This window comes from Loktanella sp. IMCC34160 (assembly GCF_004145845.1).
Classification (GTDB): Bacteria; Pseudomonadota; Alphaproteobacteria; order Rhodobacterales; family Rhodobacteraceae; genus SELP01.
Genome location: NZ_SELP01000005.1, coordinates 115,306 through 139,336 on the forward strand (window position 1 = coordinate 115,306; position 24,031 = coordinate 139,336).

At 64.4% G+C, this 24,031-nt stretch carries 25 protein-coding genes; 7 read left to right on the forward strand and 18 right to left on the reverse strand.

Going from position 1 to position 24,031, the window contains the following annotated elements:
• Positions 1-39: 39 nt before the first annotated feature.
• From EU803_RS14160 to EU803_RS14185, 6 genes are all read right to left on the reverse strand, one after another.
• Complete coding sequence (locus EU803_RS14160) at positions 40-945, reverse strand: LysR family transcriptional regulator (protein ID WP_129683970.1); 906 nt, start codon at positions 943-945, stop codon at positions 40-42.
• Positions 946-1,096: 151 nt separating this feature from the next.
• Positions 1,097-1,711: an MOSC domain-containing protein gene (locus EU803_RS14165; protein ID WP_129683972.1), complete on the reverse strand. Its 615-nt coding sequence runs from the start codon at positions 1,709-1,711 to the stop codon at positions 1,097-1,099.
• A complete protein-coding gene (locus EU803_RS14170) occupies positions 1,712-3,736 on the reverse strand; it encodes an NADPH-dependent 2,4-dienoyl-CoA reductase (RefSeq protein WP_129683974.1) in 2,025 nt (674 codons plus the stop codon).
• 88 nt (positions 3,737-3,824) lie between these two features.
• Entirely contained in the window at positions 3,825-4,202 is a 378-nt protein-coding gene (locus tag EU803_RS14175) for a hypothetical protein (protein ID WP_129683976.1), read from the reverse strand.
• 23 nt (positions 4,203-4,225) lie between these two features.
• Entirely contained in the window at positions 4,226-4,999 is a 774-nt protein-coding gene (locus EU803_RS14180; protein ID WP_129683977.1) for a DUF6478 family protein, read from the reverse strand.
• Positions 5,000-5,103: 104 nt separating this feature from the next.
• Positions 5,104-5,730, reverse strand: a complete 627-nt coding sequence (locus EU803_RS14185; protein WP_129683979.1) for a hypothetical protein — start codon at positions 5,728-5,730, stop codon at positions 5,104-5,106.
• Positions 5,731-5,921: 191 nt separating this feature from the next.
• Here EU803_RS14185 and EU803_RS14190 point away from each other — a divergent pair, with 191 nt between their 5' ends.
• The 6 genes from EU803_RS14190 to EU803_RS14215 all read left to right on the forward strand — a co-directional run bounded on the left by EU803_RS14190 (position 5,922) and on the right by EU803_RS14215 (position 11,701).
• On the forward strand, positions 5,922-6,845 hold the full coding sequence (locus EU803_RS14190; RefSeq protein WP_129683981.1) for a type II CAAX endopeptidase family protein: 924 nt from the start codon (positions 5,922-5,924) through the stop codon (positions 6,843-6,845).
• Between the two features lie 57 nt (positions 6,846-6,902).
• On the forward strand, positions 6,903-7,841 hold the full coding sequence (accD, locus tag EU803_RS14195; RefSeq protein WP_129683983.1) for an acetyl-CoA carboxylase, carboxyltransferase subunit beta: 939 nt from the start codon (positions 6,903-6,905) through the stop codon (positions 7,839-7,841).
• On the forward strand, positions 7,838-9,109 hold the full coding sequence (locus tag EU803_RS14200) for a folylpolyglutamate synthase/dihydrofolate synthase family protein (protein ID WP_129683985.1): 1,272 nt from the start codon (positions 7,838-7,840) through the stop codon (positions 9,107-9,109). The genes accD and EU803_RS14200 overlap by 4 nt, the downstream gene beginning before the upstream one ends.
• A gap of 138 nt (positions 9,110-9,247) precedes the next feature.
• Positions 9,248-9,763, forward strand: coding sequence for a hypothetical protein (locus tag EU803_RS14205; RefSeq protein ID WP_242494378.1), 516 nt, complete (start codon positions 9,248-9,250; stop codon positions 9,761-9,763).
• A gap of 325 nt (positions 9,764-10,088) precedes the next feature.
• Positions 10,089-10,712 (forward strand): rhodanese-like domain-containing protein, encoded by a 624-nt coding sequence (locus tag EU803_RS14210; RefSeq protein ID WP_129683986.1) that lies wholly within the window; start codon positions 10,089-10,091, stop codon positions 10,710-10,712.
• Positions 10,713-10,768: 56 nt separating this feature from the next.
• Entirely contained in the window at positions 10,769-11,701 is a 933-nt protein-coding gene (locus EU803_RS14215; RefSeq protein WP_165352843.1) for a LysM peptidoglycan-binding domain-containing protein, read from the forward strand.
• Positions 11,702-11,757: 56 nt separating this feature from the next.
• Here the strand turns inward: EU803_RS14215 and EU803_RS14220 are convergent, their stop codons facing one another.
• From EU803_RS14220 to EU803_RS14275, 12 genes are all read right to left on the reverse strand, one after another.
• Positions 11,758-12,684 carry an alpha/beta hydrolase gene (locus tag EU803_RS14220; protein WP_129683990.1) on the reverse strand — a complete coding sequence of 309 codons (927 nt, stop codon included), beginning with the start codon at positions 12,682-12,684 and terminating at the stop codon, positions 11,758-11,760.
• A 5-nt stretch (positions 12,685-12,689) separates the two neighbouring features.
• A complete protein-coding gene (locus tag EU803_RS14225) occupies positions 12,690-13,607 on the reverse strand; it encodes an ornithine cyclodeaminase (RefSeq protein ID WP_129683992.1) in 918 nt (305 codons plus the stop codon).
• Entirely contained in the window at positions 13,604-14,224 is a 621-nt protein-coding gene (locus tag EU803_RS14230) for an HAD family phosphatase (RefSeq protein ID WP_129683993.1), read from the reverse strand. Before EU803_RS14230 ends, EU803_RS14225 begins: the two co-directional genes overlap by 4 nt.
• A 68-nt stretch (positions 14,225-14,292) precedes the next feature.
• Positions 14,293-15,261 carry a DMT family transporter gene (locus EU803_RS14235; RefSeq protein WP_129683995.1) on the reverse strand — a complete coding sequence of 323 codons (969 nt, stop codon included), beginning with the start codon at positions 15,259-15,261 and terminating at the stop codon, positions 14,293-14,295.
• Between the two features lie 495 nt (positions 15,262-15,756).
• Positions 15,757-16,197: a YaiI/YqxD family protein gene (locus EU803_RS14240; protein ID WP_129683997.1), complete on the reverse strand. Its 441-nt coding sequence runs from the start codon at positions 16,195-16,197 to the stop codon at positions 15,757-15,759.
• Positions 16,194-17,633, reverse strand: coding sequence for a Si-specific NAD(P)(+) transhydrogenase (gene sthA, locus EU803_RS14245; RefSeq protein WP_129683999.1), 1,440 nt, complete (start codon positions 17,631-17,633; stop codon positions 16,194-16,196). Before sthA ends, EU803_RS14240 begins: the two co-directional genes overlap by 4 nt.
• A gap of 3 nt (positions 17,634-17,636) precedes the next feature.
• On the reverse strand, positions 17,637-18,467 hold the full coding sequence (gene fghA / locus EU803_RS14250) for an S-formylglutathione hydrolase (RefSeq protein ID WP_129684001.1): 831 nt from the start codon (positions 18,465-18,467) through the stop codon (positions 17,637-17,639).
• A gap of 33 nt (positions 18,468-18,500) precedes the next feature.
• The gene (locus tag EU803_RS14255) at positions 18,501-19,436 is read right to left on the reverse strand and encodes an AEC family transporter (RefSeq protein ID WP_129684003.1); all 936 of its coding nucleotides are present in this window, start codon (positions 19,434-19,436) and stop codon (positions 18,501-18,503) included.
• A 145-nt stretch (positions 19,437-19,581) separates the two neighbouring features.
• On the reverse strand, positions 19,582-20,469 hold the full coding sequence (locus EU803_RS14260; protein ID WP_129684005.1) for an alpha/beta hydrolase: 888 nt from the start codon (positions 20,467-20,469) through the stop codon (positions 19,582-19,584).
• 60 nt (positions 20,470-20,529) lie between these two features.
• Positions 20,530-21,873, reverse strand: a complete 1,344-nt coding sequence (gene proS, locus EU803_RS14265) for a proline--tRNA ligase (protein ID WP_129684007.1) — start codon at positions 21,871-21,873, stop codon at positions 20,530-20,532.
• 111 nt (positions 21,874-21,984) lie between these two features.
• On the reverse strand, positions 21,985-22,362 hold the full coding sequence (locus EU803_RS14270; RefSeq protein ID WP_129684009.1) for a hypothetical protein: 378 nt from the start codon (positions 22,360-22,362) through the stop codon (positions 21,985-21,987).
• A gap of 70 nt (positions 22,363-22,432) precedes the next feature.
• On the reverse strand, positions 22,433-22,885 hold the full coding sequence (locus tag EU803_RS14275; protein WP_129684011.1) for a cupin domain-containing protein: 453 nt from the start codon (positions 22,883-22,885) through the stop codon (positions 22,433-22,435).
• Between the two features lie 168 nt (positions 22,886-23,053).
• Between EU803_RS14275 and EU803_RS14280 the strand changes: the two genes are divergently transcribed.
• A complete protein-coding gene (locus tag EU803_RS14280; protein WP_129684013.1) occupies positions 23,054-23,992 on the forward strand; it encodes a LysR family transcriptional regulator in 939 nt (312 codons plus the stop codon).
• Positions 23,993-24,031 lie beyond the last annotated feature (39 nt).

Consider the following 24,031-nt stretch of genomic DNA (forward strand, 5'->3'; position numbering starts at 1 on the left):
GCGTTGCACCCGTAGGGATTTCGTTGCCGAGACGGCGGGCTACCACTTATCGGGGCCCTTTTCGGCGAATGCATTGACCAGAAAGTCGATGAAGGCGCGCACCTTGGGCTGGGTGAACCGGCCCGGCGGGTAAACCGCATAGATGCCCTGCGTATCGACCGGAAGATCGGGGATCGCCTCTTCGACCAGCCCCTTTTCCATCGCGTCAGCGTATAGGAAGGAGGGCAGATAGGCGATGCCAAGGCCCGAAATACAGGCGTTCATCAAAGACTGACCGTCGTTCACCGTCAGCCAGCCCGCGGTGCGGACCTGCCGCTTTTCACCCGATGGGGCGGTCAGTTTCCAGACGGCGGAATTGGCTTGGTTCGAATAATGCAGAAGTTTGTGTTCGTTCAGATCGTCGATCCGCTGCGGCCGACCGTGTTTCTGGAAATAGGACGGCGCGGCGATCATCCGGCGGGTGGTTTCCGTCAGCTTGCGGGCGCGCAGCGTGCTGTCTTCCAGCTCGCCAATGCGGATCGCCATGTCGAAGCCTTCGGAAATCAGTTCGACGTAGCGGTTGTTGAGAACCATGTTGACGGTGATGTCCGGGAATTCGGCAAGGAATTCACCAAGCACAGGCGACAGGTGGTTCACCCCGAAATCGGTTGCCACGCTGATCCGCAACAGGCCCGAGGGGGCCGATTGCATAGAGGTGACAAGCGCATCCGCCTCTCCGGCGTCGTTCAATACACGGCGGGCCCGATCGTAATAGGCCAGGCCGATCTCGGTCGGGCTTACGCGGCGGGTTGTCCGGTTCAATAGCCGGGCGCCAAGCCGGGCCTCAAGCGCCGAGACATGCTTGGAAACGGCGGATTTGGATATCCCCATCTTCTTTGCCGCGTCGGTGAAGCCACCCTGATCCACAACCGTGGCGAAGGCTTCCATTTCGGTGAGGCGATCCATACTCGTTCCTCTGCATGACATATTTCTTGCAGAGTGTTCTGACGGCCAAATCGGGCAGGACTGCGGCGGATGCCTGACAATTGCGGGGATTTCCCGGGACTGTAGAGGGGCGGGAAACGCGGAGACCGCCCATTCCCGACCGCGCTGCGCCTTATTTCCCGCGCAGTTGGCTTCGCATTTTGTGATGCACTGGCGCCTGCAACCAACTGTCGATCTCTGCCTCTGTCCTTAGCGGCGGGCCGAACAGTCCCGGCCAGTCCGCCAGCCGTTTTCGACTGCCTTTGAACGGCAGAACTGTAATCTCCTGCCCCGGTTCAATGGTGCCGGTTTCCAGGACCCGCAGGTATGGCCCCGGGCGGCCCGCCTTCAGAAAAGTGGTTGCGAAACCCTTCACGCCCATCCTCGCCTCAAGCGTGACACAGGGAATGCGCGGCGAGGTCACCTCGAGCAGCACCTGCCCGATCCGCAATCTGTCCCCAACACAGACGACCTCTGCGGGCCAGCGGTCGAGCGTCAGGTTCTCTCCGAAAAGGCCGTTGGGAATGTCCCGACCAAGTGTCGCCTCCCACCAGTCATAGTCGGCGCGGGAATAGGCATAGATCGCCTGATCCGGTCCGCCGTGGTTCTTGGCGTCAACGATGGCATCCCCGGCGATTCCCGCGACGGTGACGTTGGCCTGCGCCACCGGCGATTTGAATTTCCCGGACTGTCCGGATTTCGCGGCAATCGGCCCGGCCGTGCCCACATTGATCGACAAAAGCCGCATCTACAGCGCTGCCGCGACCCGCGTGCCTTGGTCAATCGCCCGCTTGGCGTCCAGTTCGGCGGCCACATCGGCCCCACCGATCACATGGACATCCACCCCCTGCGCCGCGAGCGCATCGGCAAGGGACCGTTCGGGCAACTGGCCTGCACACAAAACCACGGTGTCCACCGCGATCAGGGTCGGATTTTCCCGCGCTTCGCCAAAGCTGACATGCAGTCCCTCCGCATCGATCTTTTCGTAGTTCACGCCGCCGATCATCTTGACGCCCTTCATCTGAAGGGTCGCCCGGTGAATCCAGCCGGTGGTCTTGCCCAGCCCCTTGCCCAGCTTCTGCGCCTTGCGCTGCAATAACGTGACCTGCCGGGCCGGGGCTTCGGGTTGCGGTCCTTCCGGCGCCAGACCGCCACGGGCCGTGGCCGGGTCGGTCACGCCCCATTCCTCCAGCCATTCCTGCAGGTTCTCTGTCGGGCTGTCCGTCGTGGTCAGAAACTCGGCCACGTCGAACCCGATGCCCCCCGCGCCGATCACCGCCACGCGGTCACCGACCGACGCGCCGTGGCGCAGCACGTCGATATAGGACAGAACATTCGGACCGTCCTGACCGGGGATCTGCGGGTCGCGCGGGATAACACCGGTGGCGACAATCACCGCGTCGAACCCGGTCAGATCCTCGGCAACTGCTTCGGTGCCAAGGCGCACATCAATGCCCGCCTCGGCGACCGAGGCTGCGAACCATTCCACCAGCCCGTGAAACTCTTCCTTGCCAGGGATGGTCTTGGCCATGTTCAGCTGACCGCCCAGCCTGTCCGCCTTGTCAAACAGGGTCACCGCATGGCCCCGGTCCGCCGCGGTCAGCGCCGCCGACAGGCCCGCCGGCCCCGCGCCCACGACAGCCACCCGCTTGGCCGCCGGTGCCGGGGCGATCACCAGTTCGGTTTCATGGCAGGCCCGCGGATTCACAAGACAGGACGTCAGCTTGCCACTAAAGGTGTGGTCCAGACAGGCCTGATTGCAGGCAATGCAAGGCGCGATCAGATCGGCGCGGCCCACCTGCGCCTTGGCCACGAATTCCGGATCGGCAAGGAAGGGGCGGGCCATCGACACCATATCGGCGCAGCCATCGGCCAGAACCTCTTCGGCGGTCTGCGGATTGTTGATCCGGTTCGACGTGATGACCGGGATCTGCACCGCGCCCATCAGCTTTTTCGTGACCCAGGTGAAGGCCCGGCGCGGGACGCTGGTGGCGATGGTCGGAATGCGCGCCTCGTGCCAGCCGATACCGGTGTTGATGATCGTGGCACCCGCCGCCTCGATCGCCTTGGCCAGTGTCACCACCTCGTCCCAGGTCTGACCATTGGGGACAAGGTCGATCATCGACAGGCGGTAGATCAGGATGAAGTCGGGGCCAACGGCGGCCCGGACCCTGCGCACCACCTCGATCGGCAGGCGCATCCGGTTCTCAAGGCTGCCACCCCAGCGGTCCGTCCGCTTGTTCGTGTGGGTGACAAGGAACTGGTTCAGGAAATACCCCTCGGACCCCATCACCTCGACCCCGTCATAGCCCGCCTCGCGGGCGCGGGACGCGGCGGTGACGATATCGCTGATCTGCTTTTCGATCCCTTCCTCGTCCAGTTCCTTCGGGGGAAAGGGCGAGATTGGGGATTTGAAGGCGGATGGGGCCACGCAGTCGGGGGAATAGGCATAGCGGCCCGCGTGCAGGATCTGCATGGCGATCTTGCCGCCCGCGTCATGCACCCGGCCCGTCACAATCCGGTGGTTTTCAATATCCTGATCGGTGAACAGACCCGCAGCCCCGGGGAACACCCCGCCTTCCTTGTTCGGGGCCATGCCGCCGGTGACCATCAGGCCCACCCCACCTCGCGCCCGCGCGGCATAGAATTCGGCCACCCGGTTCCAGTCGCGGGTTTCTTCAAGGCCCGTATGCATCGACCCCATCAACACGCGGTTCTTCAGCGTGGTGAACCCAAGATCAAGCGGGGCAAGCAGGTGCGGATAGGCGGTCATGACGGATAGTCCTTCGGTCTGGTGCCGCCACAATCGCGCAAGTTTACGCACGCGTCACGCAAGACGCGGCGTCATCCCCCCGCCCGGATCAGGCGGTTTCTACGCAGTGACGGCGGAAGGCGCGTTTGAGCATGTCCAGCTCGGCCCGCAACAGGCCAATTTCGGCGCGGATATCCTCGGCCAGCGCATCCCCGGCATAGATCGCGAAACTGGTAAGGGTTTCTCCGCCCGACCTGTCGGCGATCAGGAAGGTCTGCACGCCATCGGCAATCCGGTCTGCCGGGATCGGCACCCGCACCCGCCACTGGCCCTTGTCCGTCTCTTCGGTCACGCTGACCCCGTCGATCGCCGTGCCCAGATGGGTCACGACGAGCGAAGGCAGCCACCCTTCGGATGCGCCGGTGCAGGTCAGCACACCTTCCCAATGGCCTTCATAAAGACGGGTCTTCGTCAGGGTGATGTCCATCGGCTTCGGTCCTTCTGCGGCGGTCACAGGGCGGCGCGGGGATAGCGGCTGAATGTCAGGTCGCGGATTGTGACCTGATTCATTTCCGGCCCCTCAAAGATCAGGTCAAGCCAGATCCGCTCGACCCGCTTTTCGTTCAGCTTGGTATATGCAAGGTCGAATTCGACCATCGGCCCGTTATCACCCAAGGGCAATTCGCGCACGATCTGTTCGGTGTTGGGGCCATGCTGGACATTCAGGCGGGCAAATATTTCCAGCGGCTTTTCCCATTCGATAATCGGGTCCAGCCGGATCAGGTGGTTTCGGGTCAGCCCGGAACAGGCGTCTTTCGGCAGGTCGATAACAAGGCTCAGGAACGATCCGTCAAAGCGGAAGACGTCCAGCCGCAACCCAAAGGGCGCAAGATCCTGTTCGCGGGTATTGCGCAGCTGGCGCAGGGTCAGTTCACTGATCTTGCAGTCGTGAAACAGCGTCACCTCTTCGCCGATGATGGTCTTGCTTTCCACGCCGGACATGCCCTTGCGGGCCAAGGGGCCGCGCCAAAGCTGCGGTCGCCAGGACCAATCGGTCCCGGGGGGTTTGGGAAAGGCGGTTGACCCGATGCGGGGCAGGGCAAGGCGGCTGTCGGCAACATGCAGAAACTGGGACAGGGCGGCGTTCAATTCGCGGGCGCGGGCGCGATCCTTGCGCAACCGGTCAAGGTCGGTCGTGGCCGCAATGCGGGCCGCGCGGCGCCACCTGCGGGCCATGACCCGATGCAGCAGCCTGTCGATCAGTCTGGAATTGCGTCTGCCCATGCGTGATCTTGCCCCGATAGTCCTGCGCTGTCGCGCCTTGGTTCTTTCGCCCAACTTGCGGCACAATACCTGAATTTTCGGTTGTGAAAAGAAAGCAATCCCACCTAGGCGGGATTGTCGCCCGCATTTGCGGCGCGCAGCGCGTCGACCGTCAGCAACAGCAACCGGGCCGATTGGCGGCGGCTGATCGGGTCGCGGGAATAGCCGCGCACGTTCACCGTCACCAGATGGCCGTTCACGTCCAGAAAGGCGCGGCCCTGCATCGGCTCCAACCCGTCAAACCGGTCTGGGCCTTCATCGGTGAACCAAACCTCGACAAGGTTGGTGGCCGATTGAACGAAACGCACGTCGATTTCGGATGCGTCGCCGGTCTGGCTGAGCAGCGCTTTGCCACCCTCCGATTCGACAAAGGCGGCCAGGTCCGTTTCTGCCCCCGCAACGATGGCTGACCCGGTGGCGCCGACCTGCACCGTGATCAACGCGGCAAGGTCCGGCATGATGTCGGTATTCGACACCAGCGCGCAGCCCGCCATGACGACGAACCCGTCGCCGGTGTTGCTGGCCTGCCGGTCGATGCAATAGCCGTCTGGCGTGCGCACCCGGAACCCGCCATCAAGGACCGAAACCGCACGAATGCCCCGGGCCTGCGCCCGATCCGACCCGAGCTGAAGCCCACCGCCAAAGTCGGCAGGCAAACACCCTGCCAGTAAGGCCGCGCAGATGAGGGCCATCGCCGACCGCCTGAAAACCGTTCCCTGTACCTGCGGCACCCCGCACACCTCCCCGTCGTGGTCCTGTCGGGATAGGAAGGGCGGCGCGCCCGCACAAGTCTTTGCCGGTGCCGATCCGCGATTCGCGACGGTAGGGTGGACATTGGGCAACGCCTCTTTTCTTCCCGCGGCGGCCCGATCATAGTCCGCCCATGTTTGATCCGACCCATCCCCGCTACGCCGCCCATGACGGGTTTGTCGCCCGTGCCGGGGGGCAGGTGCTGGCCGGTCAGTTGTTGACCGGGTTGGGCCTGATCGCCTTCGCCTTCTACGTGATGGTGCCCGAAGCGCTCTATCTCGCCAGCGTCTTTGCCGCTGACCGCGACAGGTTCCTTGATGGGGCGACCCCCGTGGCGATGCTGGTCCAGCTTCTGGTCATGGTCCTGCCCATCTGGGCACTGCGCGTTTATCTGCGCCGGGTCGAGAAACGGACGCTCGGCAGTGTTTTCGGGCCAGTCGATGGGGTGGTCAGCGGATTTCGCGCGGTCGCGGTGCCGGTTGCACTGGTCCTTCTGGCGCTCGAACTGCTGCCGCCCTGGGTGCCGCCCGGCATGATCGCCGAAACCCGGCCCCTGCTTGTGTGGCTTCTGGCCCTGCCCATCGCACTTGTCGCCATCGCCATTCAGGTCACAGCGGAAGAGGCCGTTTTCCGCGGGTTTCTTCAGCAACGTCTGGCGATCCTGTCGCCCTCGCCGATGGTCTGGATGGTGCTTCCCAGCGTCGGGTTCGGGCTGTTGCACTATCTGAATGCCGACAACGCTGTCGAAGGGACGATCTGGGTCCTGTTCGCAACGCTGATCGGCATGGCCTGCGCCGATCTGACCGCGCGGCACGGCAGCCTTGGACCCGCCATCGCGCTGCACTTCATCAACAACGTGTTCGCGCTTGTGATCTGGGGGCTGCAGGGTGGGCCGATGTCCGGGCTTGCCCTGTTTCTTCTGCCTGACGAAACGCCGCCGCCCGACCAGATGGGGCTCGATCAACTTCTGCAACCCTGGGCCATGGCCGAGATCGTCGCCGTGACGCTTTTCATCGGCTGCCTGTGGCTTGCCGCGCGTCTGGGCCTGCGGCGCTGATTGCATTTCGCCGCTACCCGGCTTATCTCGGATTCCGCAACCTCTGAAGGCCAAGGCATGAACTGGATCACCAACTACGTCCGTCCGACCATCAATTCGCTGTTCTCGCGGCGTGAAGTCCCCGAGAACCTGTGGAGCAAATGCGACGATTGCGGAACGATGCTGTTCCACCGCGAACTGGCCGACAATCAGAATGTCTGCACCTCCTGCGGCCATCACATGGGCATCAGCCCGCGCGACCGGTTCACCGCCCTGTTCGACGGCGGCGTCTTTGCCGAGGTCGAGGTGCCCGAACCGGTGCAGGACCCGCTGAAGTTCCGCGACCAGAAACGCTATCCGGACCGGCTCAAGGCCGCGCAGAAGAAGACGGGCGAGAAAGAGGCGATGCTGGTCGCCGAGGGCGAGATCAACCGCACCCCCATAGTTGCCGCCGCGCAGGACTTTGGCTTCATGGGCGGGTCGATGTCGATGTATGTCGGCAATGCGATCATCGCGGGGGCAGAACGGGCGATCAAGCTCAAGCGGCCCTTCGTCCTGTTCTCCGCCGCCGGGGGCGCGCGGATGCAGGAAGGCATTCTTGGCTTGATGCAGATGCCGCGCACCACCGTGGCCGTCGAAATGCTGAAAGAGGCGGGGCTGCCCTATATCGTCGTCCTGACCCATCCGACCACCGGCGGCGTCACGGCATCCTACGCGATGCTGGGCGACGTGCAGATTGCCGAACCCAATGCGCTGATCGGTTTTGCCGGGGCGCGTGTGATCGAACAGACGATCCGGGAAAAACTGCCCGAAGGGTTCCAGCGGGCCGAATACCTGCTGGATCACGGGATGCTGGACCGGGTGACTCCGCGCACCCAGTTGAAGGACGAGCTGACCACGATCATCCGCCTTCTGATGGGCATGGACCCGGCCGTTGTCGCCGACCTGCCCGCCCCTGCCCCGGCGCAGCCCGAGGCAAAGGCCGCCACCCCTGCTGAAAAGGCATCCGACAAGTGACACCCGGCTCTGACGTCATCCTTGAAAGGATGATGGCGCTCCACCCGAAGGTCATCGACCTGACGCTGGACCGTGTCTGGCGGCTTCTGGCCGCGCTCGACAACCCGCAGGATCGTCTGCCGCCGGTGATCCACATCGCCGGAACCAACGGCAAGGGATCGACGCAGGCGATGATCCGCGCCGGGCTGGAGGCGATGGGCAAGACCGTCCACGCCTATACCTCGCCGCATCTTGCCCGGTTCCACGAACGGATCCGGCTGGCCGGGACGCTGATCTCGGAACCGCAGCTGACCGAGGTGCTGGACCGCTGCTATGCCGCCAACAACGGCGAAAGCATCACCTATTTCGAGATCACCACCGTTGCGGCCCTGCTGGCCTTTGCCGAAACACCCGCCGACTACACCCTGCTCGAGGTCGGGCTGGGCGGGCGGCTGGACGCCACCAATGTGATCAACGCGCCGGCGGTGACCATCATCACCCCGGTGGATCTGGACCATCAGCAGTTTCTTGGCGACACGCTGGCGCAGATCGCGGGCGAAAAGGCCGGAATCATCAAGCGCGGCGTCCCATGCGTGGTCGGCCCGCAGCATGACGAGGGGCTGGAGGTCATCGAACGTCAGGCCGCGCGTCTGGGGGCACCGCTTCTGGCCTATGGGCAGCAGTGGCATGTCGGCACGGAACACGGGCGGCTGGTCTATCAGGATGAAAAGGGGCTGCTGGACCTGCCCCTGCCGAACCTTCCCGGACCGCACCAGATCATGAACGCAGGCGCCGCCCTTGCCGCCCTGCGCCATCTGGGCGCGGACGATGCCGCCTGCGAGGCCGCCGTGACCCGCGCCTATTGGCCTGCGCGGATGCAGAAGCTGACCGAAGGCGCGCTGGTGGACCTGGCCAAACCGGCCGAGCTGTGGCTAGACGGCGGGCATAACCCGGCGGCCGGGATCGCGCTGGCCGAGACCCTGCGGCAACAGCCGCCCCGACCCACGCACCTGATCTGCGGGATGCTGAACACCAAGGACATCGGCGGCTATCTGCGCCCGCTGGCGGCGGTGATCGACAGTCTGACCGCCGTGTCGATCCCGGGAGAGGCCAACACCCTGCCCGCCGAAGAAACCGAACGGCAGGCGCTGGCGGCGGGCATGACGGCGACCACCGCCGAAAGTGTCGAGGACGCGATCCGGGCGATCACCGCGCGCGATCCGAACGCGCGAATCCTGATTTGCGGGTCGCTCTACCTTGCCGGGCACGTGCTGCGCACCAACGGCTGACCGGCAGGATCGGAAACAAATCGGGCGCAGGGCGGCCACCGTCGCCAAGACGGGTACCCCTGCCCCGATTTCGCCACAAAAAGTTGACGACTCGGCCCAATTCCCGTCTGCTCGGCTTGTGCTTTCCGGGGGGATTCCATGTTTCGTTCGCTGACATTGTCTGCCGTCATCGCCGCTGCCGTCGCGGCCCCTGTTCAGGCAGCGGACCTGCATTTCTGCTGGCGCGGCGCGAACGGGTTCACCATGACCGGCGAATTCGGCGTGCCCGACAGCGCCCTGACCGGCGGCATGATCACCGAAGACCAGATCAGCTATTTCCGGATCACCGGATACGAGGTGGGCATCCCGGTTGGCAGCTGGTCGATGGACGACCTTGCCGCTGGCAGCACCTTCCACCTGCGGTTCGACACCGCGACGATGAGCTTCCCAACCGGCGGCAGCTATCCCGGCCCCGCCTCGCAGGGTTGGAACGCCAATGGCGAAGTCAACAACTGCGGCGACAAGGGATTCGGGTTCAACTCGGGCAACTACGCGCAGGACCTCTGCCTTTACGGGGTCTGGGTCGAACATTCCTCGATCGCGCCGCAAACGCCACTGCGCGCCTCGACCGTGGCCTATACGCCCGATTGCCGGCTGCGCGACCTGAACAGCTGATCCCGCACCCCCGTCCGCCACAAATCTGTTGACCGCGAATCAGTGATTCGCCTAGTGTCGGCCCAAGCGATGCGCGGCCCCTGTTCGCGCGGAACCCCTGAAAACAAAGGGGACGCAAAGATTTGGCAGGGCGGGAGGGCGGACATGGGTCCGTCCTTCTGTTTTCACAGCCCCCAACACGCGGACAATTGATTCGCCCCCGATTCGTTCTTTGTTTGACTTGAACGACCCGATTCTCCTAAATGTTGTGGAAGAGCAGCCACACTCGCCGCGCCTGCCAGCGCGAACACAATATATGGTGCGTGTGGAATTGGGGGAAAGAGTGATGCAACGTATTCTTGCAGGGCTTCTGCTTATCCTGTCGTCTGCCGTTTCGGCGCAGGATGTGCGGATCACGCCCAACATGGCCGCCGCGACCTACACCATCAACGGCGAAACTTTCACCATCAGCCGCGAACAGGATCAGGACAGCCTGCTGACCGGGGAATTCGCCCGGACCTCGCGGGCCTGCCCGCCGTTCTGTGTGCACCCGATGTCGGTGGCGCCGGGCGTGGAAACCGTGGCCGAGCTGGAGGTGATCAACTTCCTGACCGGGCAGGTCGCCGCCGGGCGGGGCCTTCTGATCGACAGCCGGGTGCCGGAATGGTTCGCCAAAGGGGCGATCCCCGGCGCGGTGAACGTGCCCTTCTCGACCCTCGACGAAGGCAATCCCTACCGGATCGAGATCCTCAAGGCGCTTGGCGCCCGAGATACCGCGTCGGGGCTGGATTTCTCGGATGTGTTCACCCTCATGCTCTATTGCAACGGGCCGTGGTGCGATCAAAGCCCGCGCGCCATCCACAGCCTTCTGGATGCCGGATACCCGGCCGAGCGGATCAAGTATTACCGGGGCGGAATGCAGGATTGGCTGATGCTGGGCCTGACCGTCACCAATCCCGGAGGTGGCTGATGACGATCTACGCCCAAGCCCAGCCCGCGCCCGCCATTCGCAAAAGGAAGTTCCCGATGATCCGTACCGTTCTTGCGCTGTTCGCCTTTGCTGTCGTTCTTTGCGGCTTCATCGTGTTCGACCCGATGTCGAAGATTGGCCAGACCGACACCGCCACCGCGCCCGAGGTTGCGTCGGCACTGCCCGAAGTGACCCGCGCCCAGACCGACATCGGGTCGCTTCAGGACGCGGTCGCGCTTGCCGGGGCGGACGCGCCCGCCAGCAGCGCTGCGCAGATCGCCGCCGCGACCACCCTTGGCGGGGACGCGGGCCAGCGGATTCTCGCGGCCTCGGGCGGGGTGCAAACCCGCACCGGCCCGACCGTTCTGACCGATGACAGTTCTATTTCGGAGACCACCGCCGCGGTTCTGGCCGGTCTGGGCCTGAACACCGGGGCCACCGCACCCACGGATGACAGCCTGATGACCCAGACCGCCGGGGTTCTGGCCGGCATTCGCGGCGTCACCGGCGCGCCACAAACCGCCGCCGCCCCGCAATCGGCGCTGCAAACGCTGGTGATCGAGGCGCTGCGCGAAGGCCAGTCCGACAGCTACATCGACGAGATCGTGAACGCCGCGGCGACCGAGGGCCGATTGTCCGTTCCCGAAATCCTCGTCACCTCGGACGGGCGGGTCGATACCCATGTGCTTCTTGCCTCGATCGTCAGCCAGGCCCAGATTGCCAACGGTGGCGCAGCCCCCGTCGTGCCCGAGGTGCCAACCGGCGGCTCCGATGGGGTCGAGGTCCGGGTGGTGCAACGTGCGACCGAGACCCAGCAATACACCTTCTATACGGTGAACGCGGGTGACAGCCTTGGCTCCATCGCGGTGAAGTTCTACGGCTCGGTCGAACACTACCAGACCATATTCGAAGCGAACCGCAGCATCCTGTCCTCGCCCGACCTGATCCGGTCAGGGCAGCGTCTGGTGATCCCCAAACTGGACGCCTGACGCCCGACAGAAACGCACGAAGGTCCCGATTTTCCGGGGCCTTTTCGTTTGGTGGTTTAGTCTGCTTCCCGCAGGATGCCCCGCAGCAGCGCCGCGACCTCGGCCCCATGGGTATAGGGCAGACCGTGGCCCGCGCCCTCGATCACCTCTTGCCTTGTTGCGCGGTTCCACTGGGCCAGCGTGCCCAGCGCCTTGATCGGGATCACATCGTCGTCCTTGCCCCAAACGGCGACGACGGGCACGCCTTCGCGCCCAAGGGTCCGATGGTCGGCTTCTTGCCGTTCGGTGACCATCCCGCGCATGGACGACAGGACAGCGGGCCGAAACCCGCGCCGATCCAGCTGGGCAATCTGGATATCGGCAATCCCCGGAACCTCGGTCCGGGCGTCGCGGGTGGCGGCCAGTTGCCGCCGGAACCGGGCCATGCCGATCCCATGGTGCAGCCAGTCGCCAATGACCGGGGTCTTGATCGCGAATTGGGTCAGCTGGTCCCGCACGACCTCGACCCCCGCGCTTGCCACCAGAACCAGCCGCTTCATCCGGTGCGGGTTTTCGGCGGCGAAGGCCGTGGCGATGGCCCCGCCCATGGAATACCCAAGGATCGTCAAGTCCTCGGTCAGCCCCTGATCCTCTAACAGGTCCGACAGCTGCCGCAGGAAGAACGCCCGATCCTGCCGCCCGCCCGGGGCGGAAGAATGGCCGCGCCCATAAAGGTCGTAGATCAAGACCCTGTAGCCCGCCGCGCCCAGCCCTTCGGCCAGTGACAACCACGCGTCAGAGGGCGTTGTCAGCCCGTGCACGCAGACGACGACCGGGCCACGCACGGGGCCGATCCAACGGTAATGGGTCACGCCCTGACTAAGCTGGACAAGTTCGCCGGGGGCATCGTCCCAGTTGGGTTTCGGGCGGCGCCATTCGGCGGCAAAGGGCCACAGCCCCACGCCCGCCACGGCAAGACCCGCAATGACCGTGCCGATCCCCATTCCGGTCAGCCCCGTTTGCGCCAGTTGTCGAGGATATGGCGCGCCGTCATCAGATCCAGATGCGCGCCGCCCCCGTTCTTGAACAGGGTGATATCCTCGGGATCACGGCGGAAGGCCGCCAGATCGTAGTAATCTGCGATCACATGGTCCGGCCCGATCACCCCGTTGGCGATCGGGATCTTCAGTTCTCCGATATGTCCCACGGTCGTGTGCCGGTTGTCGACGAAGACGCGGGACCGCAGAAGCGCCGTATCGTCCACCTCGCGCATATCTGGGCGATACGCGCCGATCAGGTCGATATGCTGGCCCGGGCGGAACCAATCGCCCTTAATCACGGGTTCGGTCGACATGGTGGCCGAGGTAACGATATCCGCCGCGTTCACAGCGCTTGCCAGGTCGGTGGCCACCGCCACACCCGGGCAGTCCTGCGCAAAGCGTTCCGCGCCTTCGGGGCTGCGGTTCCAGACGGTGAATTCGGCCCCCGGAAAGGCCGCGCCATAGGCCGCCCACAGGCTGCGGCCCACGGTGCCGGCCCCCACGATCAGGATCTTTCGGCTGTCGGGCCGGGCAAGGCGGCGGGCGGCCAGAAGGCTGTCGCCCGCGGTCTTCCACTTGGTCACAAGGTGGAAATCCAGCACCGCCTCAAGACTGCCGTCCTCGTCCGAAAACAGGTTCACGGCGCCGCCAATCATCGCCTTGCCCTTGGCCGGGTTGCCGGGAAAGACCGTCGCCGCCTTCACCGCCACGCCCAACCCGTCAATCCAGGCGGACCGGTTCAGCAGCGTGTCCTTGTCCCGGTAGAGAAACACATCCTCCACCTCGGCCGGGGGCAGGTCATGGCCCGCCGCCAGCGCATCGGTCAGGGCCAGCCAGTCCAGCCCCTTTTCGCCCTCGGCAAAGGGGATCATCGTCACGTCGGTCATTGGGCGTCCTCTCGGGTCAGCAGGTTTTCGGCCACCAGCCTGTCGGCCCAGATATCGGGGCCGGTGAACAGGTGGGTTTGCCAGCCACGGGCGGCGGCGGCATCGATATTCTCGGCCCGGTCGTCGGTGAACAGCAGTCGCTCAGGGGCAATGCCGCATCCCTCCTCGACCAGTTCATAGATCCGGGGCTCTGGTTTGATCGCGCCCATGTGGCCAGACACAAAGGCGCGGTCGAACTCTTCCAGGAACGGATAGTCGCGGCAGGCGCGGGCAAAGGTTTCCTTGCCGAAATTGGTCAGGGCAAAGACTGGCACCCCGGCGCGGCGCAGCGCCCGCATCAGGCGGATCGAATGGTCGATGGCGGGGCTGGCCATGTCGATCCAGCGGTCATGCCACAGCATGATCTCGGCGGCGAACTCGGGGTAGGTCGCGGCGGTCTCCTCGACCACCTGGCGCCAGTTTTCACCCCGGTCGATCCGGTCGTTCATCCCGTGCAGATCGACAGCGGCGAACATGGCGCGGCGGCGCGCGGCACCAACGGCGGCGTCGTAGAACCGCTCGGGCTGCCATTCGATCAGCACGTTCCCGATGTCGAAAATCACCGCTTCAACCGGCATCGCATCCCCGTTCGCCCTCGTTCAACCGCAGCCATCTGACCACAGGGCGGGCGGGGTTGGAAGGGCTATCAGCGGCGGTAGCGCGGGGTATCGGGCACCTTGGCGCGGCGGGACTTCGCCTCGCGCCAGACCATGAACAGGCCCGACCCGATGATCAGCGCGATCCCGGCAATCGCCACCCCGTCGGGCCATTCGGCAAAGACCAAGACGCCCCAGAACACCGCCAGCGGCATGGCGACATATTCGAAGGGGGCGACCACCGCCGCCTCGGCCACGCGGTAGGCCTGGCTGATGAAAAACCCGCCAAAGGCCGAGGCCGCGCCAACCGTCACAAGGATCAGCCAGTCGCGGCCATGCGGCATAACCCATTCGCGGAACATGAAATCAAGCGAGGCATTGTCCCAGCCCGCGAACTGGCCCTTGCCAAAGGCCACCCCCATGCCCGAGGAGATCAGGATGAAAGTCAGCTGAATGTAGAACGACATCGCCAGCGCGCTTTCGGTCCGGCCGATGTAGCGGGTCAGCATATGCAGCGTCGCATAGCCAAAGGCCGCCGCAACCGGCAACAGGGCCGCGGGCTGGAACACCTCGGTCCCGGGGCGCAGCACGATCAAGATCCCGACAAGGCCCAACGCAATCGCCGCCCAGCGCAGCGGGCCAACCGTTTCTTTCAGGAAGATCACCGAAAAGACGGTGATGATCAGGGGCGAGACGAAAAAGATCGCCACCCCTTCGGCCAGCGGCAAGGCGGCGAGGCCCAGAAAGAATGTCATATTGGCAAAGACCACGCAGGCCCCGCGCAGAAGATGCATCCCCAGCCGCCGGGTGCGCAGCGCGGCCAGCCCGCCCGACAGGGGCAGAAGGATCGTCAGCAGCACGACCATCCCGATCAGTGAGCGGAACAGCACCACCTGATGCAGCGCATAGCCGCCCGACAGGAACTTGATCGCCATGTCGTTGATGGAAAAACAAAAGACGGCGACCAAAGCGCAAAGCGCGCCCATAAGGGTCGGGTTGTCGGAAATGGACCTGAACATGGGCCCAACAAACAAGGGCCGCGGGAAAGGTGCAACCACAGGGGCGACATATCCCGGCCTGCCCCAACGTCACGGTGGCAAAACCGCCCGCTAACCCTTTGCCGCTAGACCTGTCCCCGGTTGACCCGCACCTCTGACAAGGGGTGCGCCAAGGATATCCGAAGACTGGTTGCCGGCCCCCTTGGGGCGGGACAAGAGCGCGGAAACGGACCTGGGGTCAGACACCCCCACGGCAATCCCTTTCCCTTTCTCGCGGAAAACGGTCCCTGGCCCTCCACCCCGGCGCCCGCAAGGGCGACCCGGGGGCAAGGGCGCATGGTGGGTCAAGACCCACCTTACCCGGGGGCGCTTCGCCCCCCGGACCCCCCGAGGATATTTGAAACCCAAAGAAGAATGGACGCTGAGTCCAGCCAGCTTCTTTGGGTCAAAAGTTTCCCGGGGTGAATGGCCCGGAACGGGCCAGAGGGGCAGCGCCCCCGAACCGTAAGGTGGGTTTCAACCCACCATCCGCAGCAGCCGTTCCAGCGCGTCAAGGAACCGGGACCGGTCGGCCTTGGTGAACCCTTTGCCGCCGCCTTGCCGGAAGGGGTCGGCGGCGCGCAGGTCGGCCATCAGGTCGCGCATGGCCAGCGCCTCGCGCACGTTCGCCTGGGTCAGTGCCTCGCCGTTGTGTTTCAGCACCTTTGCCCCGGCCTCGACGCATCTTGCGGCCAGCGGGATATCACTCGTTACCACCACATCCCCCGGCCCGGCCCGGTCGGCGATCCACATATCGGCCACGTCCGGCCCTTCGGGGACGATCACCGTTTCCACCAGCGGATTGGCCGACGGGCGCAGCCCGCCATTCGAGACGATGAACATCTTCACCCCATGCCGGGTGCCTACCCGTTCGACCTCGGCCTTGACCGGGCAGGCATCGGCGTCGACGTAGATCATCCCTTGGACTTTCCCTTGGCCTTGCCCTTCACCTTGTATTCCTCGGGGATCGGCATCCGGTTGAAGGCATCCAGCCCCGCGATCCGGTAGGCCTCTGCCAGGGTCGGGTAGTTGAAGGTGTTTTCGACGAAGTAATCCACCGTCCCTTTCAGGTTCAGAACCGCCTGTGCGATGTGGATCAGCTCGGTCGCGCCCTCGCCCACGATCTGAACGCCCAACAGGCGGCGGGTCTTCAGGCTGACCAGCATTTTCACGAACCCATGTTCCAGCCCCATGATATGCCCGCGCGAGGTTTCGCGGAACCGCCCGACCCCGATCTCATAGGGGATGCCGCGTTCCTGCACCTCTTCCTCGGACATGCCGCAGGTGGAAATTTCGGGCACGGAATAGATGCCGTAGGGGAACCACGGGCTTTCGGGCAGGGTCGGCGTGTCCAGCGCGTGACAGGCCGCGACCCGCCCCTGCTGGAGCGAGGTCGAGGCCAGCGAGGGGTGCCCGATCACATCGCCCGCCGCATAGATATGCGGCACCGAGGTCTGATAGGTCTTCCGGTCCACGCTGATCCGGCCCCGGTGGTCGGTCTCGATCCCCACAGCGTCAAGGTTCAGCCTGGCGGTCGCCCCCATCCGCCCGGCGGCGAAAAGCAGCATCTCGGCCCGGACATGGCGGCCGTTTTCAAGGCTGACCTCGACGTGTTCGCCCATGTCCTCGACCTTGGCGATGGGCGATCCCAGCCGCAGGTCCAGCCCGTTTTCCCGGATCTCGTGGGTGAATTCATCGATGGTGAACCGGTCGATGAAATCAAGAAAGCTTTCGCGCGGTTCGATCAGCGTCACCCGCACGTCCAGCGTGGCAAACATCGAGGCGTACTCCACCCCGATCACGCCTGCGCCAACAACGATCAGCGACCGGGGGATTTCCCCCATCTCCAGGAATTCGTCGCTGTCCAGCACCGTCTTGCCGTTGAAGGGCACCCAGTCGGGGCGAAAGGTCTTGGTCCCGGTGCAGATCAGGAATTTGTCGGCGGTCAGCCGCTGCACCTCGCCGCCGTCCACCGCGACCTCGATCTCGTTCGGGCCGGTAAAGCTGGCCACCCCGTTCAGGTCTTCGACGTGGTTGCGGTTGAACTGGTGTTCGATCACGTCGACCTCGTGATCCAGCGTCATGTGCAGCCGCGCCTTCAGGTCGCCCGCGTCGATCTTGTCCTTCACCCGGTAGCTGCGGCCATAGAACGACCGTTCCCGCCACCCGGACAGGTTCAGCACGGTTTCGCGCAGGGTCTTGGACGGGATCGTGCCGGTGTGCACCGATACCCCGCCCAGCCGGTCCTTGCGGTCCACCACCAGCACCCGCCGCTTCAGCTTGCCCGCCTGAATGGCGGCGGCCCGGCCCGCGGGGCCGGAACCGATGATGATCAGGTCATAATGGTTGGACATGGGTTATCCCCCGTAAAGTGCATCCGCATGGAAGGCCATGTGATCTTCCATGAAGGTCGAAACAAAGAAATAGCTGTGGTCATAGCCCTTCTGGAGCCGGATCGTCGCCTCTTGCCGCCGGGCGGCGCAGGCGGCGGCGAAGGCTTCGGTGCCCAGCTTGTCACCGAACTGGTCGTCGGTGCCGGTGTCGATCAGGATCGGCCCGTCAAACCCCGGCCCCTGCATCAGAAGCGTCGCGTCATGCGGCCCCCATTTGCTTTCGTCGCCCCAATAGGCCGCGAATTGCTTGCGGCCCCAGTCGCTGTTCGTCGGGTTGCAGATCGGTGCAAAGGCCGACACCGACCGGAACCGCCCCGGCAGGGCCATGGCAAGGGTCAGCGCCCCGTGCCCGCCCATCGAATGGCCGGTGATCGCCTGCCGGTCTTCGTCCACGGCGAAATTCGCGGTGACGATCCGGGGCAGCTCCTCGGCCACATAGGTCCACATCTTGAAATGCGGGGCCCAGGGTTCCTCGGTCGCGTCGATATAGAACCCGGCCCCCTGCCCCAGATCATAGGCTTCGTCATCGGCCACGCCTTCGCCGCGCGGGCTGGTATCGGGAAAGACCAGCGCGATGCCATGTTCCGCGGCCCAGCCCTGTGCGCCAGCCTTCACCATGGCGTTTTCATGGGTGCAGGTCAGCCCGGACAAATACCACAACACGGGCACCGGCCCGAATGCGGCCTCTTCCGGCAGGAACAGGCCAAAGGTCATGTCGGTCCCGGTCGCGCCAGAGGCATGGGTATAGACCCCTTGCACCCCGCCAAAGCACCGGTTCTCAGAAATCGTTTTCATGGTCGTCTCCCACGGTTGGAGGTTTGCGCCAGCCTAGCCCATGAAGGGCTGGACCCAGGCGATCACAGCCGACACTGTAAGGACGCTGAGCGCCGTCGAAATGAGGATCGAGGCGGACACCCGCTGTGGGGCCACGCCATAATGCTGCGCAAGGATGTAGACATTGCCCGCGACCGGCAGGGCAGCGGCGGAAATCATCACCCCGGCAGCATAGGGCTCCACGTCGAACAGCACCAGCGCGGCAAAGGCCACGGCGGCGGGATGCAGCACCAGTTTGGACGCCGACAGCCAGCCCGCCACGGCCAGCCGCTCCGCCGATTTGGACGCCAAAGACGCGCCGATGGCGAACAACGCGCCCGGCGTCGCCGCCGCGCCAAGGATGGTCAGGAAATCGTTCACCGGGGTCGGGATGGTCATCCCCGTGGCGGAAACTGACAGCCCCACGACGATCGACACGATCATCGGGTTTTTCAAAAGGCCCAGCCCCACGGTTTTCAGAACCGCCGGGCTGACCCGCCCGTCGCGCGACCCGGTGATCAGGATCACGATCAGCGAGGAAAACACGATCAGATCGACCGCCAGCACCAGCATGATCGGCCCGATGGCATTCTGCCCGAGAAGCAGTACCAGCATCGGGATACCAAGAAAGCCGACATTGCCGATCACCGCGCATTGCGCCTCGACCGCCGCTTCCTCGATCCCGCGCTTGCGGATCAGGGCCACTGCGGTGGCAACAAGGTAGATGGCCACCGTCGCGGTCAAATAGGCCCCGACAAAGGGCCAATCGAGGATTTCGGACAGCGACAGGTTGGCCGAGAATTTCAAAAGCATCGCCGACAGCGCGAAATAGAAGACAAAGCGCGTCAGATAGGCCGTCGCCTCGGGCGTGAAAAACCCGGTCCGGCCCGCGCCAAAGCCAAGCGCGATCAGGGCGAAAAAGGGAAGGGTCTGAAGAAGGATATCCCACATGGGCAGGGGCGTAGCATGGGGCGCGGGCATTGGGAACGGGACAATTGCGGATATTGCCGCATCGCGAGGGCCCGGGACCGGCTGGCGGAAACCTGGGCTATTGATGCCTTGCAATCAGGCACAAAATGGCTGGCGGTCCCCAGAACTACATTTCCATCACGGCCAGCACGGCCTCGGCACAGGCCTCTGGCGCTTCCTGCGGTGGGTTGTGCCCGACCCCGCCCAGAACGCGCCGGTCATAGGGCCCGGTGAACTGCGGGCGGGCGCGGTCTGTCTGTGTGGGCGGGTCGACCCCGTCGCTGGCCCCTTGCAGGACGACGGTCGGCACCGTGATTTTCGGCTGGGCGGCCAGTTGCGCCTCGACCCCGTCATAGGCCGGATCGCCCGCGACAACGCCGAACCGGTGCCGGTAGGAATGCACCACCACATCGACGAAATCGGGATTGTCAAAGGATGGGGCGGTCGCGGACCACGTGGCATCATCGAACCGCCAATCGGGCGACCAGAGCGTCCAGATATGCCGAAACAGATCTTCGCGGTTGTCGGTCAGGGCGGCGCGCCCCCGGTCGGTGTGGAAATAGTATTGATACCAGTAGCGGGCTTCTTCCACCGCCGGGGCCGGATGGGCGGCGGCGGGAATGTTCTGGATGTTGTAGCCCTGCCCACAACTGACCAGCCCGCGCACCCGCTCGGGCCAAAGTGCGGCGACAATACAGGCGGCACGCCCGCCCCAGTCATAGCCCGCCAGACAGGCAGTGGGGACGTTCAGCGCATCCATGAAGGCGAGAAGATCAACGCCCAGCGCCGCCTGCTGGCCGGACCGCATGGTATCGGCGGACAGGAACCGCGTCGGGCCATAGCCCCGCAGCCAGGGCACGATGCAGCGAACCCCACGCGCCGCCAGCAAGGCGGCCACATCGTCGTAGCAATGCACGTCATAGGGAAACCCGTGCAGCAGGATCACCGTCGGCCCATCGGCTGGTCCGGTTTCCAGATAGGCAACCTCCAGAACCCCTGCGGTGACCGTTTTCAACGTGCCAATCTCCCCGTCCGAAACGAACTGGGGCGGACCTTTCGACCCGCCCCTTATCCGCTAGCCCTGCGCCAGCCCGTAGATGGCGGCGATCTTGGCAATCGCCTGTTCGGGCGGCAGTTCCTCGCTCTCGCCGGTGCGGCGGCTGGTCAGTTCGACCACCCCGTTCTTCAGCCCGCGCGGCCCGACGGTGATCCGCCACGGCAGGCCGATCAGGTCCATGCTGGCGAACTTGCCCCCGGCCCGTTCGTTGCGGTCGTCATAGAGCGGCTCCAGCCCCAGCGCGGTCAGGCTGTCATAGATCGCCTCGCAGGCCGCATCGGCCTCTTCGTCGCCCTGCTTGAGGTTCACGATGCCACAGTGGAAAGGCGTCACGCCTTCGGGCCAGATGATGCCCTTGTCGTCGTGGCTCGCCTCGATGATCGCGCCGATCAGGCGGCTGACGCCAATCCCGTGCGACCCCATGTGGACCGGCACCCGTTCGCCCTTGTCATTGACGACGGTGGCGCCCATCGGCTCGGAATACTTAGTCCCGAAATAGAAGATCTGGCCAACCTCGATCCCGCGGGCCACGCGACGGCGATCCTCGGGGATCTGGTTGAACAGCGCCTCGTCATGGGTTTCGTCGGTGCGGGCATAGCGGCTGGTGAATTCCTTCAGCACGGCCTGGCACTGTTCGACGTTGTTATAGTCGATCTGGCGATCACCGAATTTCAGGTCGGTAATCTCGCTGTCATAGAAGACCTCGGATTCGCCGGTTTCGGCCAGCACAAGAAATTCGTGGGTATAGTCGCCACCAATCGGGCCGCCGTCGGCCCGCATCGGGATCGCTTGAAGGCCCATGCGTTCGTAGGTTCGAAGGTAGCTGACAAGGTGACGGTTATAGGCGTGCAGCGCGTCTTCCTTGGTCAGGTCAAAGTTGTAGCCGTCCTTCATCAGGAACTCACGGCCCCGCATCACGCCAAAGCGCGGGCGGATCTCGTCCCGGAACTTCCACTGGATGTGATAGAGCGTCAGCGGCAGATCCTTGTAGCTGCCCACATGCGACCGGAAGATATCGGTGATCAGCTCTTCGTTGGTCGGGCCATACAGCATGTCGCGCTTGTGCCGGTCGGTGATGCGCAGCATCTCTTCGCCGTAATCGTCATAGCGGCCGCTTTCGCGCCACAGGTCGGCCGATTGCAGGGTCGGCATCAGCATGGGAATGTGGCCCGCGCGGACCTGTTCCTCGTGCACGATGTTTTCCAGCTTGCGCAGAACCTTGAAGCCCAGCGGCAGCCAGGAATAGATCCCGGCGCTTGCCTGCTTGATCATGCCCGCGCGCAGCATGTAGCGGTGCGACACGATCTGGGCTTCGGCGGGGTTCTCCTTGAGAACGGGAAGGAAGTAGCGGCTGAGGCGCATCTGGGACTCCGGGCGGCGGAAGTTACTGTCGTTCCGGGTTTAGACGTGCGCCCGCGCAAAAGGCAAGGGCCGCCCGCATGCGCAGGCGGCCCCCGGTTCAAAACGGAGAGGTCAGGCGGCCCGGCCGATCCCGTGCCGGAACACGGTATAGAGGAACACCAGCATCGACCCGATGGTCAGGAACGACCCGATCACCACCGGCATTTCGCTGCGTTCGGTCAGCACCATCACGATCCCGATCACCATCAGGACAACCCCCGACAGCGCCAGCGCATAGTGGATCTTCGGCAAGACCCCCTGCGCGGCCTGCGGCGTCACCGCATAGTAAAGGCCGAACAGCCCCATCGTCGCCCAGCCGACAAGGTTCAGGTGGGCATGTGCCCCATAAAGCGAATGATCCTGCGACGCGGACATCTGGATGCCCCAGCCCATGCCGATGGACACGCACAGAACGGCGGTCAGGAAAAACAGAAATGCGATACCCTTCATCATTGTCCCCATTGTTTGCTTTTGAAGGAAAACCAGAGCCACTGGCACAGATCACGCGGCGCGGCGCGGATCACAACTCGGGCGAAATCGGCGGCCCGGTAAATTCAAGACTATGCCTTTTTGCCGAAGATTGCACCTGTTCCATGTCTTCGGGAATGCGAAATTGACCTTCGGCCATTTCGGCAAAGAACCCTTCGAAGCCGCCGGGGGTCAGGATGACAAGATGGCGGCAAGGTTTGTCGCCGACGACGGTGAAGGTATGTTCCACCCCGCGCGGCACAAAAGCGGCCTCGCCCGGGCCTTTGCGCAGGCGGGTGCCGCCGACGCTGAACTCGACCTCACCCGAGAGGATGAAGAACGCCTCGTCCTCGCCGTGGTGGATGTGCATCGGTGGCCCGGACTTGGGCGGCGAGACGCTGTCGGTAATCGTCATCGCGCCCTGGCTGTCGGCCAGTGTCAGCACCGTTTTGTAAAGCGTCCCGTTCCAGTCGATGGTGCCGGGGCCAAGCGGATTGTCCAGCATTGTCGTTCCTTTCCTTGGGCAAGCCGGGGCCGGTCGCCGAATGGATCGGCGGGCGTGGCGGGCTTTGGTTGTCGGGATCGGGCCACCCCATCCGGACCCGATGAGTGGACTCTGACATGACCAACAAAATCTTTGAAACGAATTGATTGTATAGATAATATCCACATCATGAATTTAGCCTCGTTCGACCTGAACCTGCTGAAGGTGCTTGATGCGCTGCTGGCGGAAAACTCTACCGTTCGGGCCGCGACGCGCGTGGGCCTGTCGCAGCCGGCGGTTTCGGCCGCGCTGGGGCGATTGCGGGGTGCGCTGAACGATCCGCTGTTCGTGCGGGTCGGCGCCGGGCTGGAGCCGACAGAATTCGCCCGCGCCCTTGCCCCCCAGTTGCAGTCGATCATGGGGCAGTTGACCGAGGCGCTGACCGTGCAGCCGTTCGACCCGGCCACGGCCGCGCGCAGTTTCCGTATCTCGGGCAGCGATTTCTTTACCGAGATGCTGATGCCCGCGCTGGCGGACCGCCTGTCGCGGATCGCGCCGGGGGTCGGGGTGCAGCAGGTTGACATCACCCCCGACGTGACCATCGACCCGCTGCTGGACCCCAGCCTCGATTTCGCGCTGGTGCCGCGCCACCCCTTCCCGCCCTGGGCCGAGGATCAGATCGTCATGCGGTCCGGGTTCGTCGTGATCGCACGCAAGGGGCATCCGCGGCTGGCGCGGGCCGGGATCGAACCGGGACAGACGATCCCCATCGACCTATACTGCGACCTGTCCCATGTGCTGTTTTCGCCCGAAGGCCACCGCAAGGGGCTGGGCGATGCCGCGCTGGACCGGGTGGGACGCAGCCGCCACATCGCCATGACCCTACCCGTGATGTCCGGGGTATGGCGCACGGTCAGCGAAAGCGATCTTCTGGCCCTTTTGCCGCATCAACTGGCCGCGCGGGTCTGTGAAAAGGCCGGGCTGGACACCTATGCCGCGCCCATGCAGGTGCCGATGGTGGATCTGTCTCTGGTCTGGCACAAACGGTCATCTCATTCGCCCGCCCACCGCTGGATGCGGGGCGAAATCGCCTCGGTCCTGCGGGCGGTTGACGCGCCCGGGGGTTGAAATTCGCCCCATTGGGGGTGAAATGACCCAAAGCGTATC

What these genes read in the sequence shown, in the direction of transcription:
- EU803_RS14160 (WP_129683970.1), bottom strand. Translation starts at nt 945, where the DNA reads ATGGATCGCCTCACCGAAATGGAAGCCTTCGCCACGGTTGTGGATCAG.
- EU803_RS14165 (WP_129683972.1), bottom strand. Translation starts at nt 1,711, where the DNA reads ATGCGGCTTTTGTCGATCAATGTGGGCACGGCCGGGCCGATTGCCGCG.
- EU803_RS14170 (WP_129683974.1), bottom strand. Translation starts at nt 3,736, where the DNA reads ATGACCGCCTATCCGCACCTGCTTGCCCCGCTTGATCTTGGGTTCACC.
- EU803_RS14175 (WP_129683976.1), bottom strand. Translation starts at nt 4,202, where the DNA reads ATGGACATCACCCTGACGAAGACCCGTCTTTATGAAGGCCATTGGGAA.
- EU803_RS14180 (WP_129683977.1), bottom strand. Translation starts at nt 4,999, where the DNA reads ATGGGCAGACGCAATTCCAGACTGATCGACAGGCTGCTGCATCGGGTC.
- EU803_RS14185 (WP_129683979.1), bottom strand. Translation starts at nt 5,730, where the DNA reads ATGGCCCTCATCTGCGCGGCCTTACTGGCAGGGTGTTTGCCTGCCGAC.
- EU803_RS14190 (WP_129683981.1), top strand. Translation starts at nt 5,922, where the DNA reads ATGTTTGATCCGACCCATCCCCGCTACGCCGCCCATGACGGGTTTGTC.
- accD (WP_129683983.1), top strand. Translation starts at nt 6,903, where the DNA reads ATGAACTGGATCACCAACTACGTCCGTCCGACCATCAATTCGCTGTTC.
- EU803_RS14205 (WP_242494378.1), top strand. Translation starts at nt 9,248, where the DNA reads ATGTTTCGTTCGCTGACATTGTCTGCCGTCATCGCCGCTGCCGTCGCG.
- EU803_RS14210 (WP_129683986.1), top strand. Translation starts at nt 10,089, where the DNA reads ATGCAACGTATTCTTGCAGGGCTTCTGCTTATCCTGTCGTCTGCCGTT.
- EU803_RS14215 (WP_165352843.1), top strand. Translation starts at nt 10,769, where the DNA reads ATGATCCGTACCGTTCTTGCGCTGTTCGCCTTTGCTGTCGTTCTTTGC.
- EU803_RS14220 (WP_129683990.1), bottom strand. Translation starts at nt 12,684, where the DNA reads ATGGGGATCGGCACGGTCATTGCGGGTCTTGCCGTGGCGGGCGTGGGG.
- EU803_RS14225 (WP_129683992.1), bottom strand. Translation starts at nt 13,607, where the DNA reads ATGACCGACGTGACGATGATCCCCTTTGCCGAGGGCGAAAAGGGGCTG.
- EU803_RS14230 (WP_129683993.1), bottom strand. Translation starts at nt 14,224, where the DNA reads ATGCCGGTTGAAGCGGTGATTTTCGACATCGGGAACGTGCTGATCGAA.
- EU803_RS14235 (WP_129683995.1), bottom strand. Translation starts at nt 15,261, where the DNA reads ATGTTCAGGTCCATTTCCGACAACCCGACCCTTATGGGCGCGCTTTGC.
- EU803_RS14240 (WP_129683997.1), bottom strand. Translation starts at nt 16,197, where the DNA reads ATGATCTACGTCGACGCCGATGCCTGCCCGGTCAAGGCCGAGGTCGAA.
- sthA (WP_129683999.1), bottom strand. Translation starts at nt 17,633, where the DNA reads ATGTCCAACCATTATGACCTGATCATCATCGGTTCCGGCCCCGCGGGC.
- fghA (WP_129684001.1), bottom strand. Translation starts at nt 18,467, where the DNA reads ATGAAAACGATTTCTGAGAACCGGTGCTTTGGCGGGGTGCAAGGGGTC.
- EU803_RS14255 (WP_129684003.1), bottom strand. Translation starts at nt 19,436, where the DNA reads ATGTGGGATATCCTTCTTCAGACCCTTCCCTTTTTCGCCCTGATCGCG.
- proS (WP_129684007.1), bottom strand. Translation starts at nt 21,873, where the DNA reads ATGCGCCTCAGCCGCTACTTCCTTCCCGTTCTCAAGGAGAACCCCGCC.
- EU803_RS14270 (WP_129684009.1), bottom strand. Translation starts at nt 22,362, where the DNA reads ATGAAGGGTATCGCATTTCTGTTTTTCCTGACCGCCGTTCTGTGCGTG.
- EU803_RS14275 (WP_129684011.1), bottom strand. Translation starts at nt 22,885, where the DNA reads ATGCTGGACAATCCGCTTGGCCCCGGCACCATCGACTGGAACGGGACG.
- EU803_RS14280 (WP_129684013.1), top strand. Translation starts at nt 23,054, where the DNA reads ATGAATTTAGCCTCGTTCGACCTGAACCTGCTGAAGGTGCTTGATGCG.